General features: G+C 51.4%; 21 protein-coding genes. 13 read left to right on the forward strand and 8 right to left on the reverse strand.

Annotated elements, in window-relative coordinates:
- Positions 1–46: 46 nt before the first annotated feature.
- Positions 47–1,135 carry a FecR family protein gene (locus F0P93_RS15735; RefSeq protein ID WP_150877468.1) on the reverse strand — a complete coding sequence of 363 codons (1,089 nt, stop codon included), beginning with the start codon at positions 1,133–1,135 and terminating at the stop codon, positions 47–49.
- A complete protein-coding gene (locus tag F0P93_RS15740) occupies positions 1,132–1,716 on the reverse strand; it encodes an RNA polymerase sigma factor (protein WP_150877470.1) in 585 nt (194 codons plus the stop codon). Before F0P93_RS15740 ends, F0P93_RS15735 begins: the two co-directional genes overlap by 4 nt.
- Before the next feature lie 392 nt (positions 1,717–2,108).
- On the opposite strand from F0P93_RS15740, the gene F0P93_RS15745 reads away from it, so the two are divergent.
- Both F0P93_RS15745 and F0P93_RS15750 read left to right on the forward strand, forming a co-directional pair.
- Positions 2,109–3,110, forward strand: a complete 1,002-nt coding sequence (locus F0P93_RS15745; RefSeq protein ID WP_114407583.1) for a type I glyceraldehyde-3-phosphate dehydrogenase — start codon at positions 2,109–2,111, stop codon at positions 3,108–3,110.
- Positions 3,111–3,169: 59 nt separating this feature from the next.
- Positions 3,170–3,643, forward strand: a complete 474-nt coding sequence (locus tag F0P93_RS15750; RefSeq protein ID WP_138992865.1) for a Dps family protein — start codon at positions 3,170–3,172, stop codon at positions 3,641–3,643.
- A gap of 135 nt (positions 3,644–3,778) precedes the next feature.
- Here the strand turns inward: F0P93_RS15750 and F0P93_RS15755 are convergent, their stop codons facing one another.
- Entirely contained in the window at positions 3,779–4,132 is a 354-nt protein-coding gene (locus tag F0P93_RS15755) for a winged helix-turn-helix transcriptional regulator (RefSeq protein WP_150877472.1), read from the reverse strand.
- A gap of 128 nt (positions 4,133–4,260) precedes the next feature.
- Between F0P93_RS15755 and F0P93_RS15760 the strand changes: the two genes are divergently transcribed.
- The 3 genes from F0P93_RS15760 (at position 4,261) to F0P93_RS15770 (ending at position 6,456) form a co-directional block, all read left to right on the forward strand.
- Entirely contained in the window at positions 4,261–5,049 is a 789-nt protein-coding gene (locus F0P93_RS15760; RefSeq protein WP_150877474.1) for an SDR family oxidoreductase, read from the forward strand.
- Between the two features lie 58 nt (positions 5,050–5,107).
- Positions 5,108–5,431, forward strand: coding sequence for a nuclear transport factor 2 family protein (locus F0P93_RS15765; protein WP_150877476.1), 324 nt, complete (start codon positions 5,108–5,110; stop codon positions 5,429–5,431).
- 242 nt (positions 5,432–5,673) lie between these two features.
- Positions 5,674–6,456 carry a hypothetical protein gene (locus F0P93_RS15770; RefSeq protein WP_225309501.1) on the forward strand — a complete coding sequence of 261 codons (783 nt, stop codon included), beginning with the start codon at positions 5,674–5,676 and terminating at the stop codon, positions 6,454–6,456.
- A gap of 141 nt (positions 6,457–6,597) precedes the next feature.
- Here F0P93_RS15770 and F0P93_RS15780 read toward each other — a convergent pair whose 3' ends face one another.
- Entirely contained in the window at positions 6,598–9,504 is a 2,907-nt protein-coding gene (locus F0P93_RS15780; protein WP_150877480.1) for a T9SS type B sorting domain-containing protein, read from the reverse strand.
- Positions 9,505–9,626: 122 nt separating this feature from the next.
- Here F0P93_RS15780 and F0P93_RS15785 point away from each other — a divergent pair, with 122 nt between their 5' ends.
- Positions 9,627–9,932, forward strand: coding sequence for a hypothetical protein (locus F0P93_RS15785; protein ID WP_150877482.1), 306 nt, complete (start codon positions 9,627–9,629; stop codon positions 9,930–9,932).
- Between the two features lie 109 nt (positions 9,933–10,041).
- Here the strand turns inward: F0P93_RS15785 and F0P93_RS15790 are convergent, their stop codons facing one another.
- A complete protein-coding gene (locus F0P93_RS15790) occupies positions 10,042–11,727 on the reverse strand; it encodes a hypothetical protein (RefSeq protein WP_150877484.1) in 1,686 nt (561 codons plus the stop codon).
- Between the two features lie 216 nt (positions 11,728–11,943).
- The gene (lpdA, locus tag F0P93_RS15795) at positions 11,944–13,344 is read right to left on the reverse strand and encodes a dihydrolipoyl dehydrogenase (RefSeq protein WP_150877486.1); all 1,401 of its coding nucleotides are present in this window, start codon (positions 13,342–13,344) and stop codon (positions 11,944–11,946) included.
- 184 nt (positions 13,345–13,528) lie between these two features.
- Between lpdA and F0P93_RS15800 the strand changes: the two genes are divergently transcribed.
- The 3 genes from F0P93_RS15800 (at position 13,529) to F0P93_RS15810 (ending at position 16,431) form a co-directional block, all read left to right on the forward strand.
- Positions 13,529–14,386 carry an RpnC/YadD family protein gene (locus tag F0P93_RS15800; RefSeq protein WP_150877488.1) on the forward strand — a complete coding sequence of 286 codons (858 nt, stop codon included), beginning with the start codon at positions 13,529–13,531 and terminating at the stop codon, positions 14,384–14,386.
- Positions 14,387–14,519: 133 nt separating this feature from the next.
- A protein-coding gene (gene prfB, locus F0P93_RS15805) for a peptide chain release factor 2 (protein WP_150877490.1) occupies positions 14,520–15,597 on the forward strand; the annotation gives its coding sequence in 2 pieces (ribosomal slippage) (positions 14,520–14,579 and positions 14,581–15,597; 1,077 coding nt in all).
- Positions 15,598–15,672: 75 nt separating this feature from the next.
- Positions 15,673–16,431 (forward strand): alpha/beta fold hydrolase, encoded by a 759-nt coding sequence (locus F0P93_RS15810; protein WP_150877492.1) that lies wholly within the window; start codon positions 15,673–15,675, stop codon positions 16,429–16,431.
- Here F0P93_RS15810 and F0P93_RS15815 read toward each other — a convergent pair.
- The gene (locus F0P93_RS15815) at positions 16,428–17,105 is read right to left on the reverse strand and encodes a TVP38/TMEM64 family protein (RefSeq protein ID WP_150877494.1); all 678 of its coding nucleotides are present in this window, start codon (positions 17,103–17,105) and stop codon (positions 16,428–16,430) included. The genes F0P93_RS15810 and F0P93_RS15815 overlap by 4 nt on opposite strands.
- Positions 17,106–17,171: 66 nt before the next feature.
- Here F0P93_RS15815 and F0P93_RS15820 point away from each other — a divergent pair, with 66 nt between their 5' ends.
- From F0P93_RS15820 to F0P93_RS15830, 3 genes are read left to right on the forward strand one after another with little or no spacing between them, the layout of a single operon-like run.
- Complete coding sequence (locus tag F0P93_RS15820; RefSeq protein WP_150877496.1) at positions 17,172–18,311, forward strand: cystathionine gamma-synthase; 1,140 nt, start codon at positions 17,172–17,174, stop codon at positions 18,309–18,311.
- Positions 18,311–18,565: a DUF4258 domain-containing protein gene (locus tag F0P93_RS32025; protein WP_150877498.1), complete on the forward strand. Its 255-nt coding sequence runs from the start codon at positions 18,311–18,313 to the stop codon at positions 18,563–18,565. Before F0P93_RS15820 ends, F0P93_RS32025 begins: the two co-directional genes overlap by 1 nt.
- A complete protein-coding gene (locus tag F0P93_RS15830; protein WP_150877500.1) occupies positions 18,562–18,756 on the forward strand; it encodes a DUF2283 domain-containing protein in 195 nt (64 codons plus the stop codon). Before F0P93_RS32025 ends, F0P93_RS15830 begins: the two co-directional genes overlap by 4 nt.
- Positions 18,757–18,785: 29 nt before the next feature.
- Here the strand turns inward: F0P93_RS15830 and F0P93_RS15835 are convergent, their stop codons facing one another.
- The gene (locus tag F0P93_RS15835) at positions 18,786–21,167 is read right to left on the reverse strand and encodes a TonB-dependent receptor (RefSeq protein ID WP_150877502.1); all 2,382 of its coding nucleotides are present in this window, start codon (positions 21,165–21,167) and stop codon (positions 18,786–18,788) included.
- A gap of 358 nt (positions 21,168–21,525) precedes the next feature.
- Between F0P93_RS15835 and F0P93_RS15840 the strand changes: the two genes are divergently transcribed.
- Positions 21,526–22,467, forward strand: coding sequence for a ring-cleaving dioxygenase (locus F0P93_RS15840; protein WP_150877504.1), 942 nt, complete (start codon positions 21,526–21,528; stop codon positions 22,465–22,467).
- Positions 22,468–22,504 lie beyond the last annotated feature (37 nt).

A 22,504-nucleotide genomic window follows, 5' to 3' on the forward strand; every position in this document is an offset into this window, starting at 1 on the left:
TTTTTTGGGTAAAAGCTTATCGGATTGGCATACCGGCAGGGGTTTATTACAAGGGTTTAGGACAGCCTTTGCTATAGATTACGATTTGCGCATTGAGCAGTTTATACCGGGCGTCGAGCACTTTGCAAATGACATCCAGTTTCTGAAAAAGATCTTCATTGTCGATGCTCATCGTCAGCGTACAATACTGCATCACTTCCTCATCGAAAATGATATCGATCCCGTAAGCCCGCTCGATGGCCGTAAAAACCCGGTCTACCGACGCATCTTCAAACACAAACCGCTGCATTTCTTTTTTGGGAATCAACGGGAGCGGTTTTTCCACCAGCAGTTTGTTGAGCGTCTCAGCCTCGCGTTGAAAAACGACTTTCTGGTTGGGCGTCAACACCATTCCTTTTGACTCCGGGTCGTGAACCCGGCTCGGCTGGTTGGGATAGACCGACACCCGACCGGTTTTGACATCCACCGTCACCGTGGGCGCATCCTTCGGGGCTTTGATCCAAAAACTGGTCCCCAACACCTTCGTTACCAACCCATTGGCATAGACAATGAACGGTTTTTTAGGATTCTTTTTCACATCAAAAAAGGCCTCGCCGGTCAGATGCACCTCCCGCTGAGCGCCTGCCAGTTCTTTCCGGTAGCGAAGACGGCCACCTTTTTTCAGATCGACCCGGCTGCCATCCGCCAGTTGAATATGCATGATCTGGCTGGCTTCGTTGAGCGTTTCCACCCATTCATTCGCCGTCAGAGAACGTTCTGTCGGCGAAAAACCGGCTTTCTCCAGTTGCTGCCAACCGAACCAGCCGACGCCCAGCATCAGCAAAACCGTTGCCGCCACTTTCCAACTCCGGGAGCCCGTCAGCCAACGTTCCACCGGCATCGGCCGGGTACGTTCGAGCGTGTTTTCGATCCGGTTCCAGATGGCGTCTACGTTTTTCGTGAGCGCGGGCTGGTGCTGAATGTCCCGCAAACCGCTCACCAGTTGCCGGGCTTCCGCCACCTGGTAATACCGTTCCGGATACTCCCGCAGGAACTCCGTCCAGAAGGCCTCCGTTTCAGGACCGGGCGAGCTGACCCACTCTTTGAAGTAGTCGTCAGCCGCCAGATCTTCCGTGCTGAATTGATAATAATTCATGGTTGTATGTGCTTAAAGAATTCGTCCAGCCCGACCCACAAAAGTCCCCAGGAAAAAATCCGAACGGCTTCCCGGAGTGTTTTCAACGCGGAGTAAATAAACCGGCAGGCCGATTGGTAGTTGACGCCCATAATCCGGGCAATCTCTTCGTTGCTGAAGTGCTGGTAAAATCGAAGATTCAGGGCTTCCTGCTGGCGGGGTGTCAGCAGATCGTAACTTTTGCGAAGCTGCTGGTGTACCTGTTCCCGCTGTTCGTGCTCGATGAGGGTATTTTCAATGATAAAGTCGTCCGCCGTATGAACGGTATCGATGTCAGAAGCCTGAAAAAACGGATCACGGTGGCGGGTTTTGTTAATCTTGTTGCGCAACGACCGAAACAGGTAAAACCGGATCGAATCCGTGTCGCTCAGGTTAGTCCGGCTTTGCCACAGTTCGATGAACAGGTCGTGGATGCTGTCTTCGATGAGCGGTACATCGTTGGTTACTTTGTAGCCATAATTCAACAGGTCGCGGGCATATAACCGATACATCTGTTGAAAAGCCGCTTCATCCCCCTGGCGGAAGGCATACCACAAATCCATAGGGGAGTGATGAGTCGGCACAGTGGTAAAAGGTCGGGTTAGGAATAGTTGAACAATGGTAGGATTTATTGGCCCAAAACCACGTCCGTTTAATTACTAATGCCGGGTTATATCAATTTTAATCCTTTTTTTTCTAAAAATAGTTGAAAAGGCGGGCTGGAAGCTCAAAAACAACGGTTCTTTGATTTTCGGAAAATAACCGGTTTTTGACTTCCTACCCTTGCTAAAAAGCATCATAAGCACAATTTCACGGTTCGTATATTTATTACAGTTCACTGAACTTTTTGAAGGCTCCTCTCTCTTATCATTTTGTAGGGGCGTAAAGATCAATCGTGACGTTTTAGCGCGGATTTACGCCAAATTCCCCGTTTGTTCAACAAATCATCTTTCGTATGGCAACTATTGCATTGTATGGATTCGGTCGCATCGGGCGGCAGTTTCTGCGTGTTGGCTTGAGCAACAACCTCTTTGTTCCCGTTTCGATTTCCGACATCCGTGATGAGCCTACTCTGGCGGCTCTGTTCGCAGTCGATACCAACTACGGCCGCTGGCCGGAGCCTGTTTCGGGCAGCGAAGGCCAGTTGACCATTGGCGACCGGACCATTCCGTATATCAACTCCGCCAAGGAAGTCCCCGACTGGAAGGCACTGGGCGTCGATCTGGTGGTCGATTGTACGGGCCGGGCCACCACCCGCGCCGGAGCGCAGGTTCACCTGGACCGGGGTGCTAAATATGTGCTCATCAGTGCACCCAGCAAATCCCTGGCCGACTGCGACGCGGTGTTGCTGAAAGGCATTAACCTCGACACGTTCGATCCGGAAAATCACCACATCATCAGCATGGGAAGTTGCACGACCAATGCCCTGGCGGCCGTGGTGAAAGTGATTCGGGAGAATTTTGGCATTCAATACGGTTTATTTTCGACGGTTCACTCGTATACCAACACCCAGTCGCTGACCGACCAGCCGATGAAGGACCGGCGGGATTCGTGGGCGGCCGCCGAAAACATCATTCCGTCGTCGTCGGGAGCCGCCCGTGCCTTGCAATTCATCTGGAAAGACCTCAAAATCACCGGGAAAGCCTACCGCGTTCCGACGCGCACGGGTAGCATCGCCGAGTTGAACCTGATTACTGAAAAAGACTGCACCGTGCAGGAAGTCAACGACGCGTTCCGTAAAGCGGCCTCGGAAGGACCCTTGAAAGGTGTGCTGGATGTGCTGGAGCAGGAGTGGGCCTCGTCGCGGATTGTGGCCGACCCGCATTCGTCCATTATCGATCTGCCACTGACCGCGAAAGAAGGGAATCTGCTGTCGGTAGCGGCCTGGTACGACAACGAGTGGGGTTTCTCAAACCGCCTGGCCGAAGTGGCCGCCCATCTGGCCGAACGGATTTAACAGTGTTTTGTCTACATTGCCTTTCAAGCCCACAGTTCCCATTTTAACACACACAACAGATGAAAACAAGTATTGGTATTTCAGCCGAAAACCGGGAGGTTGTCGCTCACCAACTGGCCAAATTACTGGCCGATGAATTTGTATTGTACACAAAAACCCTCAATGCCCACTGGAATCTGGAAGGCATGGATTTCCATTCGGTTCACCTGTATTTTGAGGAGTTATACACGCAATCGGCAGAGATTGTGGACGAGGTCGCCGAACGGATTCGCCAATTGGGTCATTACGCGCCCGCCACGCTGAAAAGCTTCCTGGAACTGACGCACTTAACCGAGCACGATGCCGGTGGAAACGACAGCCGTAGCCTGATCAAAAAACTGCTGGCCGACCACGAAAGCATCATTGCGTTTATCCGGGGCAATATCGACGAGTTTGCCGATGCCCACAAAGATGCCGGAACGAGCGATTACATCACCGGTTTGATGGAAAAACATGAGAAAATCGCCTGGATGCTGCGGGCGCATATTAAATAAAAGGGAATGATAAATGTTAAATGATGAATATCGAATGTAAAAGTGCTCGATTTGAAACACTTTTGCATTCGATATTCATCATTTAACATTTATCGTCCTTTTCCGGTATAATCCTAAACAATATCCTTTATAAGGTCACGCGTTCTTCAGAATGAGCGTCCGCAAACGCTGGTCATGCTCATCACCCCACTGCCCGATTGCGCCGATGACCGGGATCAGGGATTGGCCAAAATCGGTCAGATAATATTCCACCTTTGGGGGAACAACCGGATAAATCACCTTTCCCACCAGCTCGTGGCTTTCCAGTTCCTTCAACTGCACATTCAGCACGCGCCGGGACGCACCCGGAATTTTTCGCTGCAACTCGCTGGGACGTTTAAATCCTTCGTTGATAAACCACAAAAGCCGCATCTTCCATTTCCCGTAAAGTACTTCGCCGATCAGGTCGAGCCCGCAGTTCAGGTCGGGCAATGTCTTTCTTTCGTACATACGGCAAAGATAACCAGATGCATCTGGCTGTTCAATAGGGATAAATTTATCCCTATCTGAATCGTAAGTCCGTACTTGTCAGCCCGTGTCCTACGCCCGAAATTTGTCCTAAACAAATCAGCAGGTCAATGGACTTTACGTTTGAAAATGAACTGGCGGGCAAAATTGCGCTGGTAACGGGAGGCAGCAAAGGTACCGGTAAAGCGATTGCGGATCGCCTTTTGAAGGCGGGAGCAACGGTGATCATCACGGCAAGAAACAAGCCGGAAATTGAAAACAACAGCACCTTTTTTATAGCGGCCGATTTAAGCAAGGCAGAAGAAACGCAGAAAGTCGTTGACGCAGTATTGGATCAATTCGGCCACCTGGACATCCTCGTTAATAATATGGGGGGCTCAGAAACGTCGGGTGGCGGTTTTGCGGTGCTTTCTGATCAGGATTGGGAGTCATCCATTCAGACCAATTTCCTCGCACCCGTACGACTGGACCGCGGATTTTTGCCCGGCATGATCAGTCGCGGGGAAGGGGTTATCATCCACATTGCGTCCATCCAGGCGAAGTTGCCCCTGTATGACTCCACGCTCCCCTATGCAGCGGCAAAAGCAGCCCTGGTTAATTACAGCAAAAGCCTTTCCAATGAAGTTTCACCGAAAGGCGTGCGCGTGCTCACGGTATCGCCAGGCTGGATTATGACCACGGCATCCGCCAGGATGATGGAACGTATTGCCCAGAGTTCGGGCAGCACCGCTGAACAGGCCGCTAAGGGGGTCATGGAGGCCCTGGGCGGCATTCCCTTCGGCAGGCCGGCCTGGCCCGAGGAAGTTGCCGAGCTGGTAGGGTTCCTGGTTTCGCCCAGGGCAACTTACCTGACCGGCACCGATTATGTGATTGACGGCGGCACGATACCCACGGTATAGGCGGGCATTTATCAAACCGTTATTGAAGCAAAACTCGTTTAATCATACCTTAAATTTCATGAAACTTCCTGGCACTATTGAAGGGCTTATCAAGGCTCAAAACGATTTGGACAGCATGGCCTTTGCTGCGTACTTCACCGAAGAAGCTACCGTTTCCGATGAAGGATCCGCGTATTCGGGCCGAACCGAAATCAAGCAGTGGATCCAGCAGGCGACTCAGAAGTATCAAATGCAGTTACAACCACTCGATTACAATCAAACCGGCACCGTGGCCGATCTCACCGTAGAAGTTACGGGCACCTTTGATGGAAGTCCTGCCGTGATGCACTATCACCTTGACCTTGCTGGTCAATTCATCCGCTCGTTGAGGATTACGGGGTAAGCTTTCAAAACCTTCCTTTCGCCGGCTTTGCTGCGAGAAAACGCATACTTTTGTGACGGAACCTCCTGCGAAACCTTAAAAGTATTCTACCAATGATAATCGAAAAATCGGGATTGAGATGGGCCCTGTTGGCATTGGTCATACTGTTTTTCTCCGCATTTACCAAAGCGCAAAAGTCGGACGTCACCTACAGAAATGACCCGTCTCAGCGGATACGAATTGCACCTGAAAGCGTTTTCAAGATGTTTCGCGAAGCCGGCATGAAGCCCGTCGATCATGGCCTGACGCCCGCCCAGAAAGACAAGGTGAAGAATGCGTTCGCGCTGTTGCCACCGTTGCATCAGCGGATTTTGAAACAGCATCTGCACAGCATCAGCTTTATGGATAACATGCCGAACACGGCATTGACATCTCCGGTTGATTCCGCTGGCGTGCCGAAGCTGTTCAACATTACCTTTCGGGCGGGTTTACTGGACGAGACCATTTCAGAATGGGCATCGTGGAAAGAAAATACCTGCTTCAAACCGGCAGATGATGCTGACTACAAACTACGCATTGAAGGCGGAAATCTGGATGCCATTATTTACGTGCTGCTGCACGAGGCTACCCACATCGTCGATGTGGTGATGGGGGTCACCCCGCAGGCGGCCGAAAAACAGTCCGTTGGTGAACCGACAGCGTTCACCAACGGTATTTGGCGCACGATGAACGTGCCCGTCGATCCCTATATCGATTCGCTGCTGGAACAAACCCGTTTCCGAAGCGGCAAAGCCGTGCCGATCAGCCTGGCACCGGAAGTCTACCGAAAGCTCGCGAAGACGCCGTATGCCTCATTGTATGCCATGGCGGCCTGGTCTGAAGACATCGCTGAACTGGCAACCATCTATCACCTCACCACCCGGTTGAATCAGCCGTTTTATGTGGTCGTCACCAAAGACGGCGTCGAGCTGGCCAGATTCGAGCCCATGAAGAGCGCGCTTGTTCAACAGCGACTGGAACAGCTAGCGATTTTCTATGCGAAATGATCGCGCAATATGGTTGTATAGATATCAATACCAGTACCTGGTTGAAAAAGAGATCAGGGTCATTGGGATTTCCCTTCGCGGTTTCGGTAAATCCGTAGGACCACCTAAAATTCAGGCCCTTTAGAACCCAAAACCGCTTCATTAATTCGTTCCGCCGGATTCTCTCAGAATCTCCACCCAGCCTTTGTAGATTTCCTCGGGTGCTGCGCAATTCAGCCGCGTGAATTTCACCCGAATCTGGTAGTAATACAAACCGCCCGGCAATTCCTGACCGCGGCTGTTGGTACCATTCCAGGTTAGCGCGCCATCGACGCTGTTGTTCTGATAAACTTGTACACCCCACCGGTTTACAATGATCAATTCGGCCGACTCCACAAACCGGGGGCATTGCATAGGCTGAAACTCGTCATTTTTGCTATCGCCGTTGGGCGTAAACACATTTGGCATCATCAGATACGGGCAATTGTCCTTACAAACCCGGTTGGAAGCCACACTTTCCTGACCACTCCGACTCACCGCCCGGACTTCGTAACACCCCGCAAAGGAAGTCAGATTTTCGTGCCGATAGGTCATCGTAGGCGCGTTCACCGACGCCAGCAAAACCAGCTCCTGGCCTTCGCAGGGCGCATAATAAATATTGTATTTGACTACGTTTGGGTCACACTCGCCCGTGGTCGGCCTTTGCCACGTTAACGTGTTGGCAAAGGTCGTCTGGTTGCAGAACGCTTCGGGTGTCAGACTGGCGCAATTGAGCGTATCGATGGCCAACTGTGGGGGGCACGGTTTGGTCGTGTCGATGGGCATTGCACACACGCCCTGCGAGAAATTGTTCAGCAACATCGTCGTCAGCGGAGCCGAATACCGCCCTACGGTTTCCACCCGGTAACAGTAATTGCTATCGACCGACATCGTGACGGGCTGAATACCATCGGCCGCGTACGTATCGGCCCCCTGATCGGTATATGTATAGCTATTTGCCGTGGTAACCGGAACCACGGCCACCAGGTTGAACGGGCCGTTGAGGCCGGTTTTGCTGCGGTACACGCGATGTTGCTGGTTGTCATTGCTCCACGGCACATTGGCTTCCCAGGCAAGCTGAATGCGTCGCATGCCGGGGGTGGCCGTCAGCCGAACCGAACTGGCGTTTTCCGTCGCATCGAGCCGCTGCAACTGGCCGGAAGCCGGGTCAGTAAAGTAAAATTCAATACGGTAGCGATAGGCATTCGCCACCGTATTCAGTCCGCGGTCGGTATACACCGTATCCGCAACGCCAGGCTGCAGCGTGGTGCTGATGACCGCAATCTGGGTAAAGTTGGTGCCCGTGAGGCCGGTAGCCCGGAAAAGGCGGTATTGGAACGGGCCAGTGCCATCGTTGGGGTCGACACCGGGCGGGCGGGTCCAGCGAACCGTGACAACGCCCCGGGTATCGTAGGTACTGTCGACCGTAACGTGGGTAATCAGCGGCACCTGTTGGGGCAGGGTCACGCAAATCTGCTCGGAAACCGCACTTTGGCCGTTGTTAGGACGCGGTAGAATAACCACAATCCGGTAGCTATACTGCACACCCCGCGGTAGTCCCTGACTGGAATTGTTATCCGTAAACGTGGTTTGGTCGATCGGTACTTCGCCAATTTTCACATAACCGGTCGACGCCAGCAGACCGGCCTCGGTGCAGGGGTCGAGGGTGAGATTCTCACAGCCTTCCTTGCGATAAATAGCCATTTGCGTGCCCGACGGCAGCGCCGAAACCCCGCAGGCATAGGCGGCCCAATTGAGAATGATGGCGCGTCCGGCCGGGTCCGTGGTCGGGCGGGCGGTGAGATTCTGGGGTTTGGGGGCATAAATCCTGATTCGGAACGATTCGAGTGTTGCCAGTTGAGTCTGACCCGCTCTTTGCGGGAAATCGACAACGCGGAAAATGACATCGTACGGTTCGGCCCGGACGTGGGCACAGTTGGTTTGCCAGCGAAAAGCCGAGGTTGCGGGACTGTTCTGAACGCCCGCTGGCGTCAGCGTAGCGGCTGGTGGAGCCACCAGTTGAACGGTGGCATTGTTGGGACCTTTGTTGAACGGGCCACCGTAGCCAGTCAGTTCGAGCCGGTTTCCGTCGGGGTCGGTGGCCGTAATGGTCTGGTTGATGAGCGTCCCGGCCTCCACACAGAGGTCTTCCGGTACCCTCAGTTCCGGACGCTTGTTGACGGAAGGCGTCACAATGATTTGAATATCCCGGACAATTTCGCCGATTTTGACACCATCCCGCCATTCTTCCACAATGAATGCAATGTTATATTGCCCTACTTCGGCCGGTGCGTCCCAGCAGACATCACCGGTCAGGGCGTTGACTGTCAGGGTCGCCGGGCCGGTATTGGCTTCATTGACCCGATTGAGACCAATGGTCGTCGGGTCCGAATAACCGGCCACAAAACCCAGGTCGCAGGAAGCATCGTCGGTCTCGTTTATTTTCCCGGAAGGCGTGTAAAGCCGGTAGGCCAAACTATCGCCATCAGCATCGAAAGCCGCCGGGTTGTGGCACCATTTCTGGCCCACGCGGGCCGAATCCAACGGGGGATTCAACAAAACCGGGGTGCTGTTGAGCCCCAGATTGGCATTCACCACAATGGTGGTCCGCAGTTTAAAGCTGGTATTGATCGAAACGGGAATATTACGGGTTCCTTCGTTCCGGTTAACGATGGTGCAACTGATGTCATAGACACCGGGCCCCGAATAGGTATAGGTGGTCCGGTACATGTTGATGGTGGTATTGGCATTGATGTTTCGGGTTTCGGCATCGACCCGGGGCACCCGGCGCATTTGCTGCCCAACGCCGAAACAGAAATTGACATCCCGTTGTGCAAGAGCAGCATCATAGCCCCCCCCGGGGCCGCGTGTGACGTCGTAATAAACCGTTAAGGTGATTTCGTAGGTCAGCGACGTAGACGACACCCGCCGGGTCGTAATTTCGCCCGCCCGAACGTGGGTGGCCAGCGCATCCGAAACCGCTGCCAGATTCAGCAATGCCCAGAAGATCAGAAGTAGATACCTTTTCATAGAGCCCGTCGTATTTCATATAAACGGCTCATCATCTGGTTTTTGCATACCCATCCATCGCTTTTGCGTGAAAAAAAACGGCGGTGCTGCTTATATTGCGCTATAAAATTCAATTCCCAATCATGGATACAACGATCGAAAAAGTGTATAAACGCATCCGGCAGCTCTGGAACGATGAATTTGAGCTCAATCCCGGCCACCGGATCATTCAGTCGGTAGAGATGAGTGACGACGAAAAAGTCGAGGTAGAACTGCTGGATTTCCGCTTTTCCTTAGCGGCTGAAAAGGATCATCTTACGGCAACCTTCGAAACAATACCGCATGTTGATGCGCCCTCGGCAGAGGACATGAAAGCCGTCGTCGTTCACGTAGCGGACTTGGTCAAAAACCTGACGGGTGAGCTGCCGGTTGAAATCATTCCGGCCTGACGGTTAGAGTAACGCACGTTCCTGTAGCTTGAAAGGCAAAAAAGGTTTGGCATGAACGATCGACCCAAAACCGTTCATGCCAAACCCTAAACAGAAGGTGTGGATGTTGTTAATTCGAGACGCAGTTCCGAATCAACTGCCTGAAGGCTTCGGCCACGTAGCGGCCTTTTTCAATATCACCCAGTTGAATTTTTACGGTGTGGACGTAGTCGGAAGGCTTTCCGTCTTTAAAGGTTTTCACCAGTTTTTCTTTTCCTTTGGTCACCAGGCTGACGTAGACCGTTTTGCCGTCGACATCGAAGCTGGTGGCATCCGCATTCAGGTCTTTCAAGGCCAGGTCATACACGAGTTCCGATACTTTCCGGCCGCCTTGCGCCACCGTCAGCTTGAGATCGCAGGTACCATTTTCGGCCGTCAGCGTATACGTAACCGGATCTTTTTCAGCGGATTCTTTGGGAAGTTGCTGCGAAATCCAGTCCAGCCGGGCTTGTTGACCAGCCGTTGGCACCGGGCTTTTCCGGGATTGCGCACAGGCCTGAACGGCTTTTTCAAACGCCTGTGACATGTATCGGACGTTCTCCAGATTGTCGGACGCCAGTTCGATTTCGGATACATAATTTTGACGAACACCATTCTTGGTATACCCAATAAACCGGCGGTTGTCGCGCGTTTTCAGATCGATGGTGTAGAGTTCTTTATCGACGCCCAGTTTGGCACCTTTCTCTGCCAGATCGGCCAGATTGAACTCATAAACCTCTTCGGTATTGTTTTTATTGTAGGTTTCGCGCCGGGTGTACGTACAGATGCAGTCCGGTTTCAGGCTCTGCTCAATCGTGCGGTCGTTTGTTTTAGCCGGTTGGATGCTCGATTCCAGGTATTTCTGCGCTGCGGGCATCGCGGCAAAAACCGGCTTTTTAGACTCCAGTTGCTTGACTGCCAGCGGGATCAGTTTGCGCCAGGCGGCAGCCACATCCCGGATTTTGTCGGCATCACCGCTGATGATTTCAAACGTCTGAACGACATTATCCAGTTTTCCGTCTTTCGCATAACCCATCAGCTTCTGCTTTTGCTGAACCACCAGCGACAGCTCAAACCGCTTGCCTTTAGTCTCTATTTGCAGTCCTTCCAGTCCCAGATCACCGAGGTTAAATGAGAAGGTTTCCGACGAGGCCGACCCTTTTCCGCCCACTTCGCTCCGGCGGAAAACCGCCCGCAGCGGATTATCAAAATCGAAGGTAAGTGCCTGTTCGTATTTGTCAGAACCGATGGCTTCGTTGCCAATGTTGGCTTTCAACCACTGGCGCAACTCGTCCAGCGTATCGGGCGTCCGGGCGGGTTTGTAGGCTTTTTCGGCAGCCAGAATCACCTTTTTCAACGACTCAACGAGTGCTTTGGCGATGTCCGGATTATCGGCGTAGAGTTTAACGCGGTCGGTCAGGTTTTTCAACTCGCCGTTCTCGCTGTAGCGAACAAATTTGCGGTGTTGTTTGGTATCGGCCAAAACCGCAATGACGTCTCGCTCAACCTTATACGTTACCGTTGAGACGTCCAGATCCGATAGATTCAGAAAATACGTATTTTCATCTCCTTTGCCTTTATCGCTGGTTTTGGTCACCGAAAACGTTGCCCGGTAATTGGGTTGAGACGCTTCGATTTTCTGAATGAACTGCGCATTTCCGGTTTTGACGGGTTTCAACTGGGTAGATACGCCGGAAAGTGGGCCGGTCATGAGGTCTTGGGCATTGGCCGCGACGCAGAAGGTGGCTGCCAACCAGAACAGTACTGGTTTTTTCATGAGTGTTTAGCGGTATTTGTTGTTGGTATACCGGTTTTAAAAACCGTTCGGCAAAGATAGGCAGGCGGGGGCAGGCCGAAAGCAGACCAATCAGCAAACGGAAGTTCAGCCTGTTCAACTGCACATTTCGCTAGCTGAATCGTAAAAACAGAAATGCCGCCGGGATAACGTTCCCGACGGCATTTCTGTAAAAAGCTAAAACTCTATTGTCCTGACTTAGAGGTGAATTGCTTCTCCGTAAGCCGCTTCTGTCGCATCCTTGATGGATTCGGAGATGGTCGGGTGGGGGTGAACCGCTTTCAGGATTTCATGACCCGTCGTCTCCAACCGGCGAGCAGCCACCACCTCGGCAATGATTTCCGTAACGTTGTACCCGATGAAGTGAGCACCTAACCACTCGCCGTATTTTTTGTCGAAAATCACTTTCACGAAGCCTTCCGGTGCACCAGCGGCTTTGGCTTTTCCTGATGCTGACAAGGGGAATTTACCCACCAGAATGTCATAACCGGCTTCCTTGGCCGCAGCCTCCGTGTAGCCAACCGACGCAATTTCCGGCGTGCAGTACGTACAACCCGGAATGTTGTTGTAGTTCATCGGTTCGACGTGGTCCAGACCGGCGATTTTTTCCACACAAATGATGGCTTCCGCTGAGGCCACGTGGGCCAGCGCCTGGCCTTTGGTACAGTCGCCGATGGCGTAATAACCGTCCACATTCGTGCGGTAAAAGTCGTCCGTGGTGATTTTACCCTTTTCGGTTTTGATCCCGGTTTCTTCCAGACCGATGTTTTCGATGTTGGCCACTACGCCAGCCGCCGACAGCACCACTTCCACATCAAACGTCTTTTCGCCATCCGGCGTCTTGACGTATACTTTGCTGAGTTTTCCGCTCGTATCGACTTTCGTTACTTCCGAACTCGTATAAATATCGACGCCCAGTTTCTTGTAATTTTTAGCCAGTTCTTTCGAGATTTCCTCGTCTTCGACCGGCACAATGCGCGGCATAAACTCGACAATGGTCACTTTCGTGCCCATCGAAGCATACACATACGCAAATTCGACCCCGATGGCCCCGGAACCAATCACCAGCATCGATTCGGGTTGTTTTGTCAACGACATCGCCTTGCGGTATTCGATCACTTTTTCGCCATCGATCGGCACGGCAGGCAGGGCGCGGGCGCGGCCACCGGTGGCAATGATGATGTGTTTGGCTTCGTATTCGGCGGTTTTACCGTCTTTATCCGTTACGTCGATTTTCTTACCCGGTTTTACTTTTCCGTTTCCGAACAGAACATCGATTTTATTTTTCTTCATCAGGAAGGTAACCCCTTTGCTCATGGAGTCGGCGACACCCCGGCTGCGTTTGATCACCGCACCAAAGTCCGGTTTTGCTTCACCGCTGATGGTAATACCGTAATTTTCAGAATGTTTGATGTATTCAAAAACCTGTGCGCTTTTCAGCAGGGCTTTGGTTGGGATACAACCCCAGTTCAGGCAGATTCCACCCAGACTTTCGCGTTCGACAATGGCGGTTTTCATACCCAACTGCGACGCGCGAATAGCAGCTACGTAGCCTCCGGGGCCGCTGCCAAGAACAATTACATCATATTGTGATGCCATAATTTGCGGAATGTTAATGAATAGTAGAATTAACCGTAACTCTATCAGGGGAACGCAAAGTTAGTTTGAAAAGTTGATTTACCACCTACTTCTACTCCGCCCCGGTTTCAATCACAACCTATTTCCGCATTACTTTCCGCATCCTTTCCCGTCTAAGGAGAAACCGCTTTGAAACTGTGCATACATGTTACAGGATTACGATAAAATTTTTCGGGAAAATCTGGCTGAAATCATCTTGCCTCTGGTTCGGAAAACCGTCGGTCTGAATCCGGTAAGGTTAGAAAATTTGCCCGAGAAATTGCAGCGAACCGTCGAACGGATTCCCGACTTTTTAAAGAAAGTCGTCGATGTGGCGAATGATCCCTATATTCTCCACATCGAGATTCAAACCACCGACACGCCGGATATGGTGTACCGGATGCTGGAATATGCCGCCATGATGCTGCGGAAATACAAAATCCTGGTTCGGCAATACGTCTTTTACATTGGTGAAGGCCACGCCCGAATGCCGGTTCAATTGGAAACCGGGACCTTGCGGTATCAGTTCACGCTCGTCAATCTGAGTGAAATTCCGTATCAGCACTTTATCAATTCCGAAAAACCGGAAGAGCTGATCCTGACGATTTTAGCGGATTTTCAGCAGGAAAAACCGCGTGAGATTATCAGCCAGATTTTACTGAATTTGCATCGGTTAGCGCCCGATCATCTCCAGTTGGGCAAATTTATCCGGCAGTTGGAAATCTTGTCCCAACTCCGTAATTTTAATTCAATCGTTTCAGAAGAAGCAGAAACCATGGCACACGGATTCGACATCACCATCGATCGGCTTTATATCAAAGGCCGGGAAGAAGGAATAAAAACCGGGATAAAAGAAGGTGTACGGGAAGGTATGGAAAATGGAGTCAAGATAGGCAAAGAACAGGCCCGTCGGGAGTTGATTTTCTCGTTTCTCCATAAGAAATCACTATCCATCGAACAGATTGCCGAACTCATGGAAGTTCCGATTGCTCTGGTCCTCGATGTTCAACAAAAAGGTATTTAACCGGTTTTGTATATAGACCTTCGAGCGGATGAAATCATCCGCTTTTTTGTTGGGTTCGGATAGCGGTTTGCAAAATCGTATCTTTGCAGGCTAATTAGTAAGACATTCACCATTCAATTATTTTTTCACGCATATGACGACCGACCAATTAAAGGACGTGAGGGCCAGAGTAGAGGCCCTGAGGGGGTATCTTTGACTACGATAGCAAAAAAGAACAACTCGCTGATTTAGAAGACCGAACAACCCAACCGGAGTTCTGGCAGGACGCCGAAGGTGCCGAGAAAACCATGAAGCAGGTCCGCGCCCTGAAAGGCTGGACGGGCGGTTTCGAGCATGTCGATGCCCTGGTGGGCGACCTCGAAACGCTTTATGAATTTTACGAAGCGGGCGACGTTACGGAAGAAGAAGTTGACGCCGAGGGCGAAAAAGTGAAAGCCGCGCTCGACGATCTGGAGCTGAAGAAAATGCTCAGCAACGAGGAAGACCAGCTCAGTGCAGTGTTGGAAATCAACTCGGGTGCGGGCGGAACCGAAAGCCAGGACTGGGCCGATATGCTCTACCGAATGTACCTGATGTGGTCCGAAAAACACGGCTACAAGGTCAAACAGGTGGATTATCAGCCTGGCGACGGAGCCGGGATCAAATCCGCCACGCTGGAAGTGGACGGCCCGTTGGCCTACGGTTTCCTGAAATCGGAAAACGGCGTTCACCGGCTCGTGCGGATTTCCCCCTACGACGCCAACGCCCGTCGGCATACGTCGTTTGCTTCCGTTTACGCGTATCCGCTCATCGACGATTCGATTGAGATTGAAGTCAATCCGGCTGACATCGACTGGGATACCTTCCGGTCGGGTGGCGCGGGTGGTCAGAACGTCAACAAGGTCGAAACCGCCGTACGGCTGCGTCACCGGCCCTCGGGTCTGATCATCGAATGCCAGCAGGAGCGGAGCCAGTTGCAGAATAAGGAAGTGGCGATGCGGCTGTTGAAATCGAAACTGTACCAGATCGAAGTTGAAAAACGCAATGCGGCCCGCGCGGAAGTGGAAGCCAGCAAAAAGAAAATCGAGTGGGGCTCCCAAATCCGCAGTTACGTTCTCGACGACCGCCGGGTGAAAGATCACCGCACCGGTTACCAGACGTCCAATACCGATGCGGTTTTGAACGGTGACCTCGACGGGTTTATCAAATCGTACCTGCTGATGCAGGATTAAGTCTTTTTTGGCCCACTACATTGTTCCCGGCAGGCTCTGGCTTGCCGGGAACAGTCGTTTATTGTATGTTTGGCCATGCTCCCGGTTTTCAAGCTGTCAAACGGCCCCGTTCCCTTATTGGCTTTCCACGGAATTGGTCAGGATCACCGGGCCTTTGAACCGCTGGCGCAGCAACTGGAAGGACGGTTTGCGGTGTATGCCTTCGATCTGTTTTTTCACGGCTCCCAACCCGCTCCGGTTTCTGACGATGTGCTGACCAAACAACGGTTTCAGGAAATCATTCAGGCTTTTCTGCATCAATACCAGATCAATCGCTTCGCCGTTTTGGGGTTCAGCATGGGCGGTCGTTTTGCGCTGGCCACCGCCGAGGCTTTTCCTAAACACACCACCGAACTCATTTTGCTGGCACCCGATGGCATTACGATTAGTCCCTGGTACCAAATGGCAACGAATACCGGTCTGGGTCGGCGGCTTTTTCGGTATTTCCTGAAGCATATGCCGCTTTTTCACCGGTTTGGGTTGCTTTTTTTAGCGTTGGGGCTTATCAATCGCAGTGTCCTGCGGTTCGCCGAAAGTACGCTTGCTACGCCGGAACAGCGGGAATCGGTGTATAATGCCTGGGTGTATTTCCGGAAATTACAGTTCAATCATCGAAAACTGAGCGAGACTTTGAATAATCACCCGGTACGCGTGCGTTTTTTTGCCGGACATTTTGATCAGGTGCTGCCGGTTTCATACATCAAACCATTGAGCCAAAAATTACACGCATATGAACTGACGGTCTTAAAAACCGGTCACAACCGACTCCTCGAACGCGTAGGGAAGATTCTTTAACGGTTTAAGGCCCGATTCAAGACGACAAATAACCCAACAACCGACGCCAACAGCAGAATCCCAATGAGAAGCTGCGTTTCATTGCCGGCATTTGGATCTTCGACTAATGCCCGGATTTCTTTGGCTTGCTTTGCCGTCCAGACCGCAATCAGGGTTCGCGGAATCATGCCCAGAAAACCGCCCAGCAAAATATTGTTCAACCGCGCACCCGACAGGGCAAACACCAGATTCGTCACGGCAAAAGGCAAAACCGGTGATAATTTCGTAAAAAAGATCACCTTCAATTCCTGCTCCCGAATGCGTTCCAGGACGTTTTTGGCCTTGGGATTTTGCTCGATGAAATGCAAAAACCGGTCCTGATCGAACCAGCTTACCAGTTTATTGACCAGTAAGATACAAACCATATTGAGCGCAAAAAGCGGCAGCAAAGCATTCCAGCCCAGAAAATAACCAAATATTAGTGCTAGAAAGGTCGGTGGCGTCAGGGCAAACGTCGACGTCAGGCAACAGGCGATGGTTAATAGCAGCCATTCCCAGCCGTTAAATTGAGCAACGGTTTCTTCGTTCGAAATGGTCAGATACGTCAGCGCCGAACTGAACAGGAGGGGGGCCACCGACAGGACCAATCCCGCCAGTGCTGGTCCCGAAAATGCTTTGAGTAGTACCGTCTTCACGCACCAAACTTACAGCTTTTCATGGCAATGACTGGCACGGTTTCCAAAACCGTGTTACATTCGGGTATGAAATTCGCAACCAAAGCCATCCACGCCGGCATTGAACCGGACCCCACGACGGGCGCCATCATGACGCCGATTTACCAAACCTCGACCTATGTTCAGGAATCGCCCGGCAAGCACAAGGGCTACGAATACGCCAGGACGCAAAACCCGACGCGAACGGTTTTGCAAAACAACCTGGCCGCGCTGGAAAATGGCAAACACGGGATTTGCTACGCATCCGGGCTGGCCGCGACTGATGCCATTCTGAAGCTTTTCAAACCCGGCGACGAGATTATTGCCAGCAACGACCTCTACGGCGGCACGTACCGGATTATGGTGCGGGTTTTTCAGGAATACGGCATCAAATTCACCTTTATCGGACTGGAGAATCCTTCAGCACTGGAGAGCGCTATCACGCCCGAAACGAAAATGGTCTGGATTGAAACGCCGACCAATCCACTGCTGCGAATCGTTGATATTCAAGCCATTGCCGCGATTACCAAAGCAAAAAACACCTTGTTGGTGGTCGATAATACGTTTGCGTCGCCGTATCTGCAAAATCCACTGGATCAGGGTGCTGATATTGTGCTTCACTCGGTGACGAAATACCTCGGCGGTCACTCCGACACGGTGATGGGCGCAATTGTTCTGAACGATGATGAGCTAACGAAACGGCTGGAATTTATCCAGAATGCGTGCGGGGCCGTTCCGGGGCCGCAAGATTGCTTTCTGGTTTTGCGCGGCATTAAAACGCTGCACATCCGGATGCAGCGGCACTGCGAAAATGCGCTGCAAGTTGCCCGGTTTTTGAGTCAGCATCCGAAAGTGAGTCAGGTGAATTATCCGGGGCTGGAAAATCATCCGCAGCACGAACTGGCGAAGAAGCAGATGCGCGGTTTTGGCGGGATGGTGTCCTTCGAACTCCACGGCGATTCGCTCCCGGAAGCCATCAAAGTGATGGAAAGTTTCGAGGTGTTTTCGCTGGGCGAATCGCTCGGGGGTGTCGAGTCGCTTTGCACGCATCCGGCTTCGATGACGCACGCCAGCATTCCGAAAGAAGAACGGGCGAAGAACGGCTTGAAAGACACGCTGATTCGGTTAAGTGTTGGTATTGAGGACGTTGACGATTTGATTGCAGATTTGAATCAGGCGATTGGGTAATGAATAGGAGTTTCGAACTATCACGCCATGCGATCGAACAAATGAGCTTACGCGGTATTTCTTTAGAAGTGGTGAATACGATTTTAGAGAATCCTGACAAAATAATCCCCGATGGAATTGGACAAGTTATTTACCAGTCCACGGTTCTTTTATCTGGCAAAAATTATCTAGTCAGAATATTTGTTAACTCCGAAAAGACGCCGAACTTGGTTAAAACGGTATATCGAACTTCTAAACTAAGTAAATACGTATGAAAGTGAAATACGATAAAGAAACCGATATACTTTACATTCGCCTGAGCGATGAACCGATTGCCGAAAGTGATGAAGATAAACCTGGTGTTATCCTTGACTATTCGGAAACGGGCTCGCTGGTTGGAATCGAAGTATTAAATGCTTCGAGTACACAAATTAATCCGAGTAAAGTTGAAATAGAAATGGCATAAAAAAGCCGGTTACAAACCGGCTTTTTTTACTAAAACCGCATTTTTACCCCCGCCAGAAAATTCCGTCCGGCTTGTGGATAATAGAAGTTTTCCGTCACGGTTTTCCCTTCCGAAATGTAGCTGAACGTGTAGCCGTTCGACTCATACAACTCACTCAGGACATTATTCAGCAGAAATGAAAACGAAAGTTCGTTCATCCCTTTGGGCTTTACGGTATAAATAAACCGCAGATCGTTCACAAAATACGCGTCCAGTTGGCGGTTTTCGTTGGATGTATTGTCCAGGTATTGCTTCCCGACGTATTTCGATAACAACCCGATTTCCAGCCCTTTCGCGGGCGTATACAGCAATTGCGAGCCTACAATGGTATTCGGCGCAAACGCAATGTCGGTGTTTGCATACTGATTTACTTTCTGCTCGCCGGTGTCATAGTTGTCCAGAAACTCCGTAAACGTTTTGACTTTATTCTGGCTGAAAGTCGCGTTGACGTTCCAGCGCAGATTTTTCGCCAGCGCAGTTCCAGCTTCCAGTTCGATCCCGGCGCGGTAACTGCTCGGTATATTGACACGGTTGTACGCCCCAACATCATTGATCTGCCCGGTCAATACCAGTTCATTTTTGTATTTCATGTAATACAGATTGGCCGAAAAAGCCAGCCGCTGGGTTTGCAGCTTGTACCCCGCTTCCCAGTCATTCAATGCCTCCGCTTTCGGGCGGCTGGCGGGTGTCGATTGCGTGTAGTCATTGCGGTTCGGTTCCCGGTGACCAACGCCGTAGGATGCATACACGGTGCTGCGGTCGTTCAGGGCGTACGTAATACCGGCCTTGGGATTAAAGAAGCTCAAATTAGCATCCTGCTGCACATTCCGTAGTTGATTGTCGAAGCCTAAAAACGAGTAACCGACCGTCCGCACCTGCAAATCGACAAAAGCGTTTAGTTTTGACGTAAACTGATAGTAGGCCTTCCCGTACAGATTAAAATCGGTTTTGGTGGCATCATTGTCGTAATACCGGTGCCGGATGTTGCCCGTGCTGGCAAACCGCGCCCAGATTACTTCGCCGTAATGCTTACCCCGGTATTGATTCCAGCCCCCGCCGATGTGGGCCGTCAGCTTCCCGAAACTGTTGTAATCCAGCGAAAAAACCGCCCCGTAAAAGTCATTGTCCAGCCAGCGACGACGAATCAAATCAGTTCGGCTGATGGTCGAATCACGGATCACGATCGACGGCAAACCGTAGTCGGCCAGGTCGTTATCAGCCCGGTATTGCTCATAATAGCCCCGGCCCTGCGTGTAGTGCAACGACGCGTTCAATCGCCAGTTGCGGCTCAGTTCGCGCGAACTAATCAACTGGTAATGATCCTGTTGATAATTGTCCACTTCATTGTCGTAGGTGTAGGAATTATACGTACGATTGGTTTTCAGCAAGCTTTCGGGAATACCATTCCAGGATTGGTACGTCTTTTCTGTCCCGGAAAAGACATTCAGCCGCACGAAGCTTTTTTTGCCGTACCAGCCCCCTGAAAGGTAAAACGATTTCAGATTGGACGACGCACGATCGACAAAACCGTCGGAAACAATGCGGGAAAGCCGGGCATCTACCACAAAGTGATTGTTCAACAAGCCCGAACCGGCTTTAACCGTCGTTTTTAACGTGTTAAAAGAACCGCCCGAAACATCTACTTCGCCATACGGATTTTTCTCGAAACTGTTGGTTTGCACGTTCACCGATGCTCCAAAAGCCCCCGCGCCGTTGGTCGATGTGCCGACGCCCCGCTGAATCTGAATGCTGCTGACGGACGACGCCAGATCGGGCATATTGACCCAAAACGTCCCCTGCGATTCGGCATCGTTGTATGGTATTCCGTTAACGGTGACGTTAATCCGCGTCGCATCCGAACCCCGAATCCGAAAACCGGTGTAGCCCACGCCCGCGCCCGCGTCGGAGGTCGTAACCAGCGATGGCGTGAAATTGAGCAGCAGCGGAATGTCCTGACCCAGATTCTGTTTGTTGAGTTCCCGCGCCGAAACGTTCGTGTAGGCAATTGCCGACTTCTGATTAGCCCGCGTGGCACTAACCACCACCTCATCGATGGCAACGGCGGTTTTAGTGAGCGATACGGCGATCTCAGCATCCTGATTCAGTTCGACGGCTTGCAAAACCGGCTCATAACCCAGCAGAGAAATACGAAGCTGGAGTGAACCCGGTTTGAGATTGGTCAGACGAAAAGCCCCGCTGGCGTCGGCATAGGTGCCTTTGAACGTGCCTTCGACCGCAATGGCAGCTCCGGGTAAGATTCCGCCGTCGGCATCGCTGACTTTTCCAGAAATGGAGAATTGGGCCCAGGCGGGCAGGCATGACAAGCAAAGTAACGCTGCCACACCAACAAGATAGGTCGTAACTTTTTTCATGTGACTGAAAAGTTTACGATAGGCAAGGGGCCAACCTACCTTTTGGTTGTTTGGATGATAAATTAAATTGTGCGGTCGAGCCATTTTGACCCGTTCCGCAGATCCGTTCCCTTCGCCGGCATTACCCGGTGCAGGTTCAATGGGTATAATCTCAGCCCGTTGTATTAAGGCACCCCTTATTAAGATTAGCGACGCAAAGGTAATGCATAAAAGCGGTCATGCTGACAAAAAAGGCATCTTTACACTTTTATTTAAAACCAGTGAACTCAAATCCTAGTTTAAATGTATATACATTAAATGTAGCAACATTTAAAAACTCAAACCAAAACGAATTGCTTTAATTAACTGATATTCAATTATGGAAACGCTCGTCAATGGGTTACACCACGTCACTGCTCTCGCCGGAGAAGCCCAACGCAATGTTGATTTTTACACCCATATTCTGGGGTTACGACTGGTTAAAAAAACAATCAATTTCGACGCACCGGACGTGTACCACCTGTATTACGGTGACGAAACCGGGTCGCCGGGCAGCATTCTGACCTTTTTCCCGTACGGAAAAAACATTCACCGCGGACGCAAGGGTGGGGGACAACTGACCTACACCGCCTTTTCTATTCCGTCCGAATCGTTGACCTACTGGATCAACCGGTTGAATGAATTCAATATTGCGCATACTGAACCGCTGCAACGGTTTAACGAAACGTATCTACGGTTTGAAGATTTCGACGGCATGGGCATCGAACTGGTCGCCAATGACGCTGATCAAAGGCCGGGCTGGTCGAACGGTTTTATTCCCGTCGAACACGCCGTGAAAGGTTTTCACACCGTTACACTGAACGAGTTTCGGATCGACGACACGGTAAAATTATTAACCGAATCGCTCGGCCACACGTTGGTATCGGAAGAAGCCGGACGGTTCCGGTTCCAGGCAGGGAAAGGCGGTTCCGGCAATTACGTCGACGTTCAGCATTCACCGAATGATGTCCGCGGACAGCAGGGTGGTGGCTCGGTTCACCACGTGGCTTTCTCGACGGATACGGACGAATCACAACTCGTTCTCCAGCATCAGCTTCTGGAAGCCGGGTATCAGGTGACGCCCGTTCAGGATCGGAATTATTTCCACAGCATTTATTTCCGCGAACCGGGCGGTATTTTATTTGAAGTCGCCACCAATCCTCCGGGCTTCTCGGTGGACGAACCGGTTGCAGAATTGGGCAAAACGCTTAAATTGCCGGAGTGGTACGAACCCCGTCGCGCTAAAATCGAAGCGGCTTTACCGAAAATCGAAGTAAAATAATCGCTTTCTCTCGTCCGGTTTTGTCATTCCAGTCCTT

The organism is Larkinella humicola, assembly GCF_008727875.1.
Taxonomy (GTDB): Bacteria; Bacteroidota; Bacteroidia; order Cytophagales; family Spirosomataceae; genus Larkinella; species Larkinella humicola.